Below are 12724 nucleotides of genomic sequence, written 5' to 3'. Positions count from 1 at the left end.
AGGAAGAATAACCCGATGGAGATTCATGCTAAACAAGTACGTCTTGATGCTAAAAACCGCGCCGATCGGGCGCGGATGCTCATTTCCTGCCCCGATGGGCCGGGAATTGTAGCGGCTGTTTCACATTTCTTGCACCAGCATGGTGCAAACATTGTTCAGTCCGACCAGTACACGATGGATCCGGCTGGCGGCATGTTCTTCATGCGTATTGAGTTTGACCTTCCACAGCTCGAAGCGAGTCTTCCTAAGCTGGAAGATGACTTTGCTGAAGTGGCGACGCGTTTCAACATGGAGTGGACTTTATCGGCTGTAAGCCGTAAGAAGAAGCTTGCTATTTTTGTATCCAAAGAAGATCACTGCCTCGTTGAATTGTTGTGGCAATGGCAGGCCGGTGACTTGGATGCAGACATTGCACTGGTTGTTAGTAATCATCTGGATATGAAAGATTATGTGGAGTCCTTTGGTATTCCGTATCATCATATTCCGGTTACAGCGGACACGAAGAAGGAAGCAGAACAACGTCAGCTCGACATCATTGGTGACGATATTGACGTCATTATCCTTGCTCGTTATATGCAGATTATCTCACCGATGTTCATCGAACATTATCGTAATCGCATTATTAATATCCATCACTCATTCCTTCCAGCCTTTGTGGGTGGTAAGCCTTATGCTCAGGCATATAACCGTGGTGTTAAAATCATTGGTGCTACGGCTCACTACGTTACAGAAGAACTGGATGGCGGACCGATCATTGAGCAGGACGTACAGCGTGTAAGCCACGGGGATGATGTAACTGAATTGAAACGAATCGGACGTACAATTGAACGTGTTGTTCTAGCGCGTGCTGTGAAATGGCATGTAGAAGACCGTATCTTGGTTCACGAAAATAAAACCGTTGTATTTTAAGCTTGTGCTTTAATACTGTGCAAGGTTGATTCGGAGCCACATAAACTGGCAAAAGAAAAAGGCGATTCCTATCGATGTACTCATAGGGGGTCGCCTTTTTTGAGCTTATTGAAGTCTTTTGCACACAAACCAAGAATTACTCCATAGATGAGATGGGCTGTGACCCAGTAGAGAATGGCTTGCGTGTCATTTAGATCAGGAACACGTGTAGATAGTTGGGATAACGGTATATAGAGAAGAGAGGAAACCCCACCAATTAGAATACCCTTGAACATGGGATGCTCAGGCCGTATCTGTACCCACCATATATAGAACACGCCGATGCAGATGGAGACAATGAGGTGGAGGGCAAATTCTACGAGTTCCGGCAAGGTGGGTGGAAGCCCTGGCACGAAATCAATGTTTAGGAGCAAGGTATAGACCGCAATGCCAGTAAATGACTGAATCGCTTTAAGCAGAAAACCAAGTACGAGACCTGAAAGTACACCTGTCCATACGCCTTTGAACCATGGGAAGGTGTGAGGGGGTGACTCGGAACGTTTAACAACAGGGTCAGAAGACATAGCGAGACCTCCAATCCATAAAATAATCTTCGATTCCTGAAGTATACTACGTTTTGAATTCCTAATCAGGATTACAAGGGCAGGTTCATACCAATAAAAACTAAAATGAAATCTACATGCCAAAAAGAGTATGGTTTTCTGGTTAAAGGTTATACTTCTTCCGATGGATTGACGAGGCTCGTCCTGACGAAAGATGGGCTGCAATGTTTTTTTGACTCGATTTTTTGGTGCTGGGAACCCATCTCTCGTAGCAAATCACCGAATTTTCCCGAACTTCTAAAAGAAGGTTATGGAAAAGCTTCACGCCAAGTGATACAATACAAAAGTGAATAAGTCAAAATGAAACACTCAAGCGGATTCACTTATTGTTATATACGGTTTGCTTGGTATTGATGAGAGGGATTCGCTTGCGCACCCGACTTATCTAAAGACATGAGGAGGACAAACCATGACTGACAAGAACGAAGCGATTCAAAAGGAAGAGAACACTACAATCGACAACCTGTCGATCACTACCGTACGTACTTTGGCGATTGATGCAATTGAGAAGGCAAATTCCGGACACCCGGGAATGCCTATGGGCTCCGCACCAATGGGGTACCAACTCTTTGCAAAAACGATGACACATAACCCGAACCACCCAACTTGGGTTAACCGGGATCGTTTTGTCCTGTCCGCAGGACATGGCTCCATGTTGTTATACAGCTTGCTGCACCTGAGCGGCTACGACTTGCCGATGGAAGAACTGAAACAGTTCCGCCAATGGGGAAGCAAAACTCCGGGTCATCCGGAATTCGGACATACAGCTGGTGTTGACGCAACTACAGGCCCACTGGGTCAAGGTATTGCAATGGCAGTTGGTATGGCGATGGCTGAAGCACAACTGGGTGCAACATATAATAAAGAACAATTTAACGTTGTGGATCACTACACATACGCAATCTGTGGTGATGGTGACTTGATGGAAGGCGTATCTCATGAATCAGCTTCCCTGGCTGGACGTTTGCACCTGGGTAAATTGATCATGTTGTTCGATTCCAACGACATCACTTTGGATGGTAAATTGGATCTGTCTTCTTCCGAAAGCATTGCGAAGCGTTTTGAAGCTTATGGCTGGCAAGTGCTGCGCGTTGAAGATGGTAACGATCTGCCTGCAATCGAAAAAGCAATTCAAGAAGGTCAAGCAGACACACTGCGTCCTACATTGATTGAAGTGAAAACTGTTATTGGTTATGGTAGCCCGAACAAACAAGGTAAAGGCGGCCACGGCGGTACTCACGGATCTCCACTAGGTGCAGAAGAAGCTAAATTGACTAAAGAATATTATAAATGGGTTTACGAAGAAAACTTCCACGTACCAGCTGAAGTTCGCGATCACTTTGCACAAGTTAAAGATCGCGGTATCGCTGCAAACCAAGCATGGGATGAGAAGTTTGCTGAGTACAAAAAAGCATTCCCAGAGCTTGCTGCTCAATTCGAAACAGCGATCAACGGCGACCTTCCAGAAGGATGGGATCGTGATCTGCCTAAATATGCAGCAACAGACAAAGCGCTCTCCACTCGTGTAGCATCTGGTAACGCTCTGAACGGTCTGGCGCACAACGTGCCACAACTGACAGGCGGATCTGCTGACTTGGAAAGCTCCACTATGACTCACTTGAACAACCTGACTAACTTCTCTCCAGAAGATTATGCAGGTCGCAACATCTACTTCGGTATCCGTGAATTCGGTATGGCTGGTGCAATGAACGGTATGGCTTTGCACAGCGGCGTAAAAGTATTCGGTGGTACGTTCTTCGTATTTACAGATTACCTTCGTCCAGCAGTTCGTTTGGCTGCCCTGATGGGATTGCCTGTAACATATGTCCTGACTCACGACAGTATTGCTGTGGGTGAAGATGGTCCTACCCACGAACCAATCGAGCAGTTGGCTTCCCTGCGTATCATTCCTAACTTGACAGTAATCCGTCCAGCTGATGGTAATGAAACTTCTGCTGCATGGGCTTATGCGCTTGAGAATAAGAGCAACCCGGTTGCCCTTGTGCTTACTCGTCAAAACCTGCCAATCTTGGAAGGAACAGTTGAAGGCTCACGTGAGAACGTTAAGCGCGGTGCTTATGTTGTTTCTGATGCAAAAGACGGTAAAGCAGTAGCACAAATCATCGCTACAGGTTCTGAAGTACAACTGGCTGTTAAAGCTCAAGCTGCACTTGCAGAGCAAGGTATCCAAGTTCGTGTAATCAGCATGCCAAGCTGGGATCTGTTCGAGAAACAGGACAAAGCGTACAAAGAATCTGTCCTGCTTCCAGACGTTAAAGCTCGTCTTGCAATTGAGATGGCTCATCCAATGGGTTGGGAGAAGTATGTTGGCGATCAAGGCGACATTCTCGGAATCAACACATTTGGTGCATCCGCGCCTGGCGATCGTGTTATCCAAGAATATGGCTTCACCGTGGATAACGTTGTTAGCCGGGTAAAAGCATTGCTGTAATAGCATGACCAACGCGCAATAGACTGAAAGCTTATTTCCGCAGAGAAGGGTGGGTAACCGTCCTGATCTGTTTTGCCTTTTGTTTTCATTAACTTCAGGGGAGCGGGTACGCATGTCACAGTTTGATCAAGTGAGTGTAGTTAAAGAGGCCAACATTTATTATGAGGGTCAGGTAACCAGCAGAACGGTTATTTTTGGAGATGGCAGCAAAGTGACATTGGGCATTATGCTTCCAGGTAGTTACGAATTTGGTACAGATTCTCGTGAGATTATGGAGATTCTGTCCGGAGATCTGAAAGTATTACTTCCCGGTGAAGAAGATTGGCAAGAGATTCAAGGTCAAGCTACGTTTCACGTGCCTGCCAATTCCAAATTTAAACTGGAGATACGCAGCGTTACCGACTACGTCTGCTCGTACCCGGCGGAATAACATAAGAAGGGTAAGCGGAACCTCGTTAGCGAGTTCGGTTTACCCTTCTTGCTATTTATAACTTAACGACAAAGTTCGCGTTGCAAGCTTGTCAGTAAGGTGGATTTGAAGTATCCTTAGGCTAAGTTGTTTGTATGGAAAACGGAAAATTACTTAACGATTATTAGGAGGTTTTTTAGATCATGGCTAAAAAAGTGACTTTTGACTATAGCACTGCATTACAATTTGTCAATCAACATGAAGTAGACTATTTCGCTGAACCAATTCGTTTGGCTCACGAGCAGCTTCATAACGGAACGGGAACCGGATCAGATTACCTCGGATGGATTGACCTTCCAACGGCATATGACAAAGAAGAATTCGCTCGTATTCAAAAAGCGGCTGCAAAAATCCAAAGCGATTCAGAAGTTCTGATCGTCATTGGTATCGGTGGTTCTTACCTGGGTGCTCGCGCAGCGATTGAAATGCTGACACACTCTTTCTACAACAACCTGTCAAAAGATAAACGCAAAACGCCTGAGATCTACTTTGCAGGAAACAACATCAGTTCCACGTATGTAACACATTTGCTGGATCTGATCGAAGGTAAAGACTTCTCTGTAAATGTAATCTCCAAATCGGGTACAACGACAGAGCCAGCGATTGCATTCCGTATCTTCCGCGCAGCTCTTGAGAAAAAATATGGTAAAGAAGAAGCTCGCAAGCGCATCTACGCTACAACAGATAAAGAGCGCGGCGCTCTCAAAAAACTGGCGAACGAAGAAGGCTACGAGTCCTTCATTATTCCAGATGATGTAGGCGGCCGTTACTCTGTTCTGACAGCTGTAGGTTTGCTGCCAATCGCTACTGCAGGAATTAACATCGAAGAAATGATGCAAGGTGCTGCTGACGCATCGAAGGAATATAGCAATCCTAACGTGGCTGAGAATGAAGCATATCAATATGCAGCCGTTCGTAACGCGTTATATCGCAAAGGCAAAGGCACAGAAATCCTCGTAAACTACGAGCCATCCTTGCACTTTGTATCGGAATGGTGGAAACAATTGTTCGGAGAGAGCGAAGGTAAAGATTTCAAAGGAATCTATCCTGCATCGGTTGACTTCTCAACAGACTTGCACTCCATGGGTCAATTCATTCAAGAAGGAAGCCGTAACATCTTCGAAACAGTAATCCAAGTAACTGAAGTTTCCGAGCACATCTCAATCGAGGCTGACGCAGACGATCTGGACGGTCTGAACTTCCTTGAAGGTAAAACGATGGACTTCGTAAACAAAAAAGCATTCCAAGGAACGTTGCTTGCACATACAGATGGTCAAGTACCTAACCTGATTGTGAACATTCCAGATATGACTCCATATTCTTTCGGATATCTGGTATACTTCTTTGAAAAAGCATGCGGCATTAGTGGATACTTGCTGGGTGTCAATCCATTTGACCAACCAGGGGTAGAAGCTTACAAGAAAAACATGTTTGCATTGCTGGGCAAACCAGGCTTTGAAGAAGAGAAAGCCGCGCTGGAAGCGAGACTTTCGGAATAATTCATCGCTCTGCTCATATGATGATATCATGTAAGTGTTAAGTCGATTGGGGAACCAAGGATCATCATTATGATTGATTGATTCAGGTGTCATCCCAAATGTCTAAAACAAGGCAGTTCGTCCGCGTTCTTACGCGGGGAACTGCTTTCTTGTAAAATGGATCAAATTAGAAAGTTGGATTGGAATGATTGAACGCTATCGCACGGTTCGAAAATCGGGCAATCTAGAGATTGTAATTAAAAAGTCCCGATTTATCGGTCATATTATGCCAGTAACGACAGAAGAAGAAGCCATAGCTTTTATCGATGACATTAAGAAAAAGCATTGGAATGCAACGCATAACTGTTCCGCTTATATGATTGGCGAGCGGGATGAAATTCAGAAGCAATCCGATGATGGAGAACCGAGTGGTACTGCCGGTAAACCTATTTTAGAAGTCATCAAAAATCAACATTTGAAAAACGTAGCTATTGTGGTTACACGGTATTTTGGGGGAATCATGCTTGGTGCAGGTGGGTTAATTCGCGCTTACACAGACGGTGCTGTTGCGGCCATCGAAGCCGGAGAGGCAATCACCAAAGTGCTGCATCGTGAAATATTTGTGGAGCTTGACTACACTTGGCTGGGAAAAGTGGAAAATGAATTAAGGAGCCGGGAAGTCCGTACAGGTGAAACTGGATTCACCGATAAGGTTACGTTGACTTGTCTTCCGCCGGATAGTGAATCTGAGGCATTTGTAGCTTGGATCACGGATTTGACGCAAGGGCAGTCCCGGATCACGGAAGGACAGCGGCTTTATTTTATTGAAGGGGAATAAAATATATGGCTAGAAGAGCAGTCGAACAGGAATTGTCGAGGGAGCGGATACTGGAGGCGGCGAGGCATCTTTTTATTACCAAAGGATACCGCGCCATATCGATGCGAAGCATCGGCCAGCATCTAGGCTATAGTCATGGGTCGCTGTATTATCATTTTAAGGAAAAGGCAGAGCTGTTTTATGCCATTGTAGTGGAAGACTTTAACCATCTGGGACATTTGCTGATGCAAGCTATGGTCAGGCCAGTATGTGATGGCGTGAGCAAAGCGGAACATATCATGATGGAGTTTATTCGCTTTGGATTGGATAATCCGTACCAGTACGAGATCATGTTCATGCTGCGGGACGAGGAATTGTTGTCTTATTGTCGTGCCGAACAGGGGCGTTGCTTTGATTTGTTTGCATCCATCATTAGGCAATACATGAAAGAGGAAGGCTGTTCAGAAGAGGATATCGAATGTGTACCACGTACACTGTTTTTGTCTATGCATGGATTCATATCCTATTTTAATCAGGATCGTGTAACCTTTGCTGAAATTGAGCCATCTGCACTGTCTCATGTTAAAGTACTCTGTCGCAATCTCCACCACCAGCCTGGCGTCCAATAATGACGCTTTTGTTGCACTCATACACTTCAGGGCGGTGAATTGTCATAACATTAATTCTTTATAACGTTGTCTCGCGAAAGTTTTATTATGCAAAACAACAAGTCAGGCGGTTCATAACCCGGGAATGGGTGGGAATCGCCTGTTTGTGTTGTGTAACGATATAGTTGAAGATCACGTAGAGTTCACTTATCCTTCCATGATTTTGAGGAAATACTGACGCTTACGTGGGCCATCGAACTCGCAGAAGTAAATTCCCTGCCACTGACCGAGTAGAAGTCTGCCTTCATGGATAATGACCGTTTGTGAAGGACCAGTTGTAATCGACTTCAGGTGAGAGGCTGTATTGCCTTCAGCATGTCGATATTCAGGGTGCTCCCAAGGATACACTTCGTTCAAACGTAGCAGAACATCATGCTTAACGTCAGGGTCTGCATTTTCGTTAATAGCAATGCCAGCAGTGGTATGAGGACAGTAGATTAGCACAGTTCCCTCTTGAACGCCACTAGTTCGGACAATCGCTTCCACGTCCCTCGTAATATCTCTCATTTCATCCCGTCGGGAGGTAGATAAACTTTCAGTATATAACACGTACACCACTCCTTTTTCACTTCTAATTATGTCTCCTAAATTGTACCTTACCCGCCACATGCGAAACAAACCATCCTCATGATTTATCCCACCTCTGGCGGCTGATTTTTTGCCATTAATACATCTCAGATCTGGCTCTAATATATTCAATAAAAGCATTGACGATTAGTACTGTAAACTGGTAAAGTATCAGATAAGCAAAAAACCAAGTAGACTAATGGGAATAATATTAAAGTAATAATACCCATATTAGGGAAAGTGTTGTGCCATAACAGGAAGACTGCCGACCGGACTAAGAACCGGAGGCTGGGAGGGAATACGGCAATGAATACCGTTCTTCGTCACAAGGGATGGACTTGGGGATTTCGCAGTACTGTATTGTTATATTTCATCGTACTTATTGTGCTTCCGATTATCGGGGTGTACGTCAATTCGTTCTCTGAAGGCTGGAGTACCTTTGTCGAGAGTATTATGGATCCAATCGCTTGGAAGGCCGTACTGCTTACCGTTCGGTTGGCTGTGATAGCCACATTGATCAACGTTGTTTTAGGTACGATGATCGCCTGGGTACTCACACGTTATCGGTTTTTTGGGAGGTCGTTTCTGAACAGTCTCGTAGACCTGCCTTTTGCATTACCAACAGCCGTTGGTGGATTGATGATTATGTTGCTCTTAGGACCGGTTAGTGCCATTGGCAAGCTGGCACAGTCCATGGGTTTCGAAATTGTGTTTCATCAACCCGCGATTGTCATTGCGATGACCTTCGTTACGTTTCCTTTTGTTATCCGAGCTGTACAGCCGCTACTTGAAGAGATTGATCCTTCCGAAGAAGAGGCGTCGTATACGATGGGTGCATCGAAGGCTCGTACATTCAGACAGGTTATCTTGCCATCAATGGCGCCAGGTATGATCAGTGGAGGGATGCTGGCATTCTCCAGGGCATTGGCTGAATTCGGTGCGGTTGTATTGGTAGCAGGCAATATTCCAGGGAGAACGTTAACGGCATCCGTATTTATATACGGGGAGATTGAGAGCGATAACCCCACCGGGGCAGCCGCTGTATCTGTTCTGTTATTGACCCTATCCTTCGTCATCCTCTGGATGATTAATCTAGTGCAGATGCGGGGGAGAAGACGATGAGACGGCTGTTAATCGGACTGACGTATGCGGTATTTGTAATTTTGCTGATTATTCCGCTTGGGCGGATTGTTATTGGTGCTTTTGAAGACGGAGCAGGAGGATTCCTGGCTGGACTGATGCGTCCTGAGGCGCTACATGCTCTAATGATGACAGGACTGGTTGTTCTTGTTGTCACTCTGTTAAATACATTGTTTGGTATTATGATGGCTATTTATTTGGTTCGTGCTGGCTGGTTAAGTGAACGAATCAAAGGATTGCTTAACAGCATCGTGGATCTGCCTTATGCGGTATCTCCCGTAATTGGTGGATTGATGATTGTGTTATTGCTCGGTCCAAGTAGCATTATGGGTGGTTTCTTTGAAGGCATTGGCTTCAATGTCGTCTATGCGTTCCCAGGTATGGTGATTGCAACATTGTTTGTCACATTTCCGCTCATGGTTAGAGAAGTTATGCCTGTCTTGCAAGAGCTCGGCTCTCAACAAGAAGAGGCGGCATCCACACTCGGAGCGTATGGTTGGAGAACGTTCTGGAGTGTAACGTGGCCTTCCATCCGTTGGGCTGTTGTATACGGTCTTGTGCTGACTGTGGCGCGATCATTGGGTGAGTTTGGAGCTGTACTGGTCGTATCAGGAAATATTATGAACAGAACACAGACAGCGACGACGCTCGTGTATCAGGATGTAGAGAATTTTAATGTGTCTGCTGCGAATGGTGTGGCATTGGTGCTGGTGACGTTTTCCGTATGTCTATTGCTCATGATGGAATGGGCCAAGAAGCGAAAGGAAGTGCATTAAGATGCATGTAGAAGTCCGTGATCTGAACAAACATTTTGGTCAATTTCATGCCGTAAAAGATGTTTCATTCGATATTGCCAAAGGCCATCTTATTGGTCTGCTCGGTCCTAGTGGTGGCGGGAAAACTTCAATTCTACGTATGCTGGCTGGGCTGGAAAGTCCAGGTTCAGGAGAGATTCGCTTTCATGGAAAAGTAGTAAACCATCTGCCACCGCAAGAGCGGGGCATCGGATTTGTCTTTCAGAACTATGCTTTGTTCAAACATATGACGGTATTTGATAACATCGCTTTTGGACTTAAGGTCAAAAAGACACCAAAAGCACAGATTCGTGAGCGAGTTATGGAGCTGGTAGAGCTGACTGGGCTGAAAGGTTTTGAGCAGCGTTATCCACATCAATTGTCCGGTGGACAGCGGCAGCGTGTAGCTTTTGCAAGAGCGCTTGCACCTGAGCCTCAGTTATTGCTATTGGATGAGCCGTTTGCTGCGATTGATGCGAAGATTCGTCAGGAGCTTCGTTCATGGTTAAGGGAATTGATTGAGCGTGTCGGCATCACTTCGATCTTTGTAACGCATGACCAAGATGAAGCCATTGAAGTCGCAGATGAAATTATGATTATTAGCCAAGGACGCTTGGAGCAAAAGGGAACCCCTTGGGATATTTACAAAAACCCAGAGACACCTTTTGTAGCTACCTTTATCGGTGAATCGACAGTCGTTGAAGATGCTTCCGAGCTGAAAGGCTTTGAACACGCGGTTGAAGGTGAGAGTACTCGTGCTCTGATTCGTCCGGAGTATATTGAAATTGGTCTCAAAAATGAATTCAGCATGTTGTCAGCAACTGAAAAGGGTACGGTGAAGCACCTTCATTTCCGCGGAAGTGAATGGATGGTTGAAGTCGAGGTACGAGGTCATAAGCTGATTACGTATCGTTCCTTGGAGAAAACAACACTGGAAATCGGTCAACAGATTCGCGTGCTAGTGCACCGGGCATATCTATTCAACAATTCCCATAGTTGGGTCGTTGAGAATCGACTTAAGGAAGATCCAATGCCTGTCATGATCTAACGAATCATACCAAGTGGGGATTCACCCAGAACGTTTAGAGAGGAAGACGTTGCCCATGCAGACGAGGAAGAAAAACACATTACCCTTCGTTGCTGTTCTCATGTTTCTGCTCGTCTGCATGACGGTTGGATGCAGTAAGCAAGAAGCTGCAAACGAACCCAGCGATGCTGCTGGAACGGATCAATCCAACACGCTCGTTATTGGGGCTTATAGCGTTGTAAAAGACGCGATGGCAGAACTGTTGCCTATTTTTAAGGCAGAATGGGAATCCAAGACGGGACAGTCGATCAATTTTGAAGAGTCTTATGAAGCTTCAGGCACACAAGCGAGAGCCATCGCAGGTGGTTTCGAGGCAGATGTAGCTCTGCTCGCAATGGAGAATGATATTGATAAACTGGTTAAGGCAGACCTGGTTAACCCTGACTGGAAGCAGGCACCTAATGATGGCATGATTACGAGATCTATTGTTGTGTTAGGTACGAGAGAAGGCAATCCACTGGGTATCCAGGATTTTGATGACTTAACCAAACCGGGTGTGAAGGTGCTGTATCCTAATCCGAAGACGTCAGGCGGTGCACAATGGGATATTAACGCGATCTATGGTGCTGGCTTGAAACTATCGGAAGAGCAGGGGAAGAAAGATCCCGCGGTAGCCAAGGCTTTTCTCGAGAAGGTGCATCAGAATGTTGAATCACTTGATAAGAGTGGTAGATCTTCTATGGCGGCATTTGAATATGGAGTCGGTGATGTCATCGTAACGTATGAGAATGAGTTGCTCGCCCGGATCGCCAAAGGAGTCAAGTATGATATCGTTGTTCCGAAGAACACGATTCTGATCGAAAACCCGGCAACCGTGGTGGATAAATACGTGGATAAACACGGAAATCGCGAATTGGCGGAGGCTTTTGTGGCGTATCTGAATACACCGGAAGCTCAGCGTATTTTTGCGAAGCATGGATTTCGTTCGGTAGATCCGGATGTATATGCGGAGACAAAGTCCACTTTTCCAACACCGCCAGGGCTATTCGATATCAACTACTTGGGTGGCTGGGCTGAAGTTCGAACCACATTATACTCCAAGCGCGGGGTGTGGTATCAGGTATTAGCGGGCTTGTAACTGCTTTGTAACTGCTTTGTTAGAACTGAAACCTTTGGTTTGCCTTGTCCGGCAGGCTGAAGGTTTTTTTGAAGTATCTGGGGTACTTTATTCTTGTGATTCGGACAGGCTATAATGAGATAGGTTGAATATGGCATGGATATTATAGGAGGGTGTGAACGAGATGAGTACAGAGGTTAAGTTGTCCCAAAGTACAGCAATCCGGCTGGAACAAGCCCGCACGAAAGGCATGTCTGATGCAGACATACTGAAAGCCATTCAGGCAAATGATGTTGCGGCTTTTGATGCTGTGTCTGAGGAGGACTATAGATATGATGAATTCCTTTCCTACGCAGCAGATCATGGTGAGAACTTGGAAGTAGCAGTTCAAGATGGCTACCGTATCACGTTTAATACACGTGGCGGATTAGGCATATATTTAGAGAAAGCTTTCGGGGTCGTAGCAGAGAAGGATTTCACGGTTGGTGAAGGTATTGTAACAGGGCTAAAGCTTACGACAGAGCAGTCAGAAGTGTTATCGGAGCGACTTGCATCCAACTGGGTTATTGCTGAATCGAAGGATGGTCCTGCGGGGAAAGAATTGACGCTGAAACTGCGGGCTTTGGTTTAATTTAAGGCGAAGGCCTACATAATACTTAGACATCCAGACATCCAGACATCCAG

The 12724-nt window shown here is 45.6% G+C and carries 13 protein-coding genes; 11 read left to right on the top strand and 2 right to left on the bottom strand.

Annotation, left to right across the window (positions count from 1 at the left end; translation table 11 throughout):
- Positions 1 to 15 precede the first annotated feature (15 nt).
- A complete protein-coding gene (purU, locus tag MH215_RS10045) occupies positions 16 to 909 on the top strand; it encodes a formyltetrahydrofolate deformylase (protein ID WP_239290006.1) in 894 nt (297 codons plus the stop codon).
- A gap of 80 nt (positions 910 to 989) precedes the next feature.
- On the opposite strand, the gene MH215_RS10040 is transcribed toward purU, so the two are convergent.
- Positions 990 to 1472, bottom strand: coding sequence for a hypothetical protein (locus MH215_RS10040; RefSeq protein WP_239290005.1), 483 nt, complete (start codon positions 1470 to 1472; stop codon positions 990 to 992).
- Between the two features lie 448 nt (positions 1473 to 1920).
- On the opposite strand from MH215_RS10040, the gene tkt reads away from it, so the two are divergent.
- The 5 genes from tkt to MH215_RS10015 all read left to right on the top strand — a co-directional run bounded on the left by tkt (position 1921) and on the right by MH215_RS10015 (position 7356).
- On the top strand, positions 1921 to 3963 hold the full coding sequence (tkt, locus tag MH215_RS10035; RefSeq protein ID WP_239290004.1) for a transketolase: 2043 nt from the start codon (positions 1921 to 1923) through the stop codon (positions 3961 to 3963).
- Positions 3964 to 4075: 112 nt separating this feature from the next.
- Positions 4076 to 4393: a pyrimidine/purine nucleoside phosphorylase gene (gene ppnP, locus MH215_RS10030; RefSeq protein ID WP_239290003.1), complete on the top strand. Its 318-nt coding sequence runs from the start codon at positions 4076 to 4078 to the stop codon at positions 4391 to 4393.
- 182 nt (positions 4394 to 4575) lie between these two features.
- The gene (locus MH215_RS10025; protein ID WP_128100791.1) at positions 4576 to 5931 is read left to right on the top strand and encodes a glucose-6-phosphate isomerase; all 1356 of its coding nucleotides are present in this window, start codon (positions 4576 to 4578) and stop codon (positions 5929 to 5931) included.
- 184 nt (positions 5932 to 6115) lie between these two features.
- A complete protein-coding gene (locus tag MH215_RS10020) occupies positions 6116 to 6748 on the top strand; it encodes a YigZ family protein (protein WP_239290002.1) in 633 nt (210 codons plus the stop codon).
- Between the two features lie 5 nt (positions 6749 to 6753).
- Complete coding sequence (locus tag MH215_RS10015; RefSeq protein ID WP_239290001.1) at positions 6754 to 7356, top strand: TetR/AcrR family transcriptional regulator; 603 nt, start codon at positions 6754 to 6756, stop codon at positions 7354 to 7356.
- Between the two features lie 186 nt (positions 7357 to 7542).
- Here the strand turns inward: MH215_RS10015 and MH215_RS10010 are convergent, their stop codons facing one another.
- The gene (locus tag MH215_RS10010; RefSeq protein WP_145410114.1) at positions 7543 to 7944 is read right to left on the bottom strand and encodes a secondary thiamine-phosphate synthase enzyme YjbQ; all 402 of its coding nucleotides are present in this window, start codon (positions 7942 to 7944) and stop codon (positions 7543 to 7545) included.
- Positions 7945 to 8268: 324 nt separating this feature from the next.
- On the opposite strand from MH215_RS10010, the gene cysT reads away from it, so the two are divergent.
- The 5 genes from cysT to MH215_RS09985 all read left to right on the top strand — a co-directional run bounded on the left by cysT (position 8269) and on the right by MH215_RS09985 (position 12671).
- Positions 8269 to 9084, top strand: coding sequence for a sulfate ABC transporter permease subunit CysT (gene cysT / locus MH215_RS10005; RefSeq protein WP_056699496.1), 816 nt, complete (start codon positions 8269 to 8271; stop codon positions 9082 to 9084).
- Positions 9081 to 9878: a sulfate ABC transporter permease subunit gene (locus tag MH215_RS10000; protein WP_056699493.1), complete on the top strand. Its 798-nt coding sequence runs from the start codon at positions 9081 to 9083 to the stop codon at positions 9876 to 9878. Before cysT ends, MH215_RS10000 begins: the two co-directional genes overlap by 4 nt.
- 1 nt (position 9879) lies before the next feature.
- Positions 9880 to 10944: a sulfate/molybdate ABC transporter ATP-binding protein gene (locus MH215_RS09995; RefSeq protein WP_239290000.1), complete on the top strand. Its 1065-nt coding sequence runs from the start codon at positions 9880 to 9882 to the stop codon at positions 10942 to 10944.
- A 55-nt stretch (positions 10945 to 10999) separates the two neighbouring features.
- On the top strand, positions 11000 to 12061 hold the full coding sequence (locus tag MH215_RS09990; protein ID WP_239289998.1) for a sulfate ABC transporter substrate-binding protein: 1062 nt from the start codon (positions 11000 to 11002) through the stop codon (positions 12059 to 12061).
- A gap of 163 nt (positions 12062 to 12224) precedes the next feature.
- Positions 12225 to 12671, top strand: a complete 447-nt coding sequence (locus tag MH215_RS09985; RefSeq protein ID WP_239289996.1) for a hypothetical protein — start codon at positions 12225 to 12227, stop codon at positions 12669 to 12671.
- Positions 12672 to 12724 lie beyond the last annotated feature (53 nt).

The organism is Paenibacillus sp. ACRSA (genome assembly GCF_022346845.1).
Classification (GTDB): Bacteria; Bacillota; Bacilli; order Paenibacillales; family Paenibacillaceae; genus Paenibacillus.
Note: the sequence above shows the minus strand (reverse complement) of the source record. Positions and strands in the feature narration are given on the sequence as shown.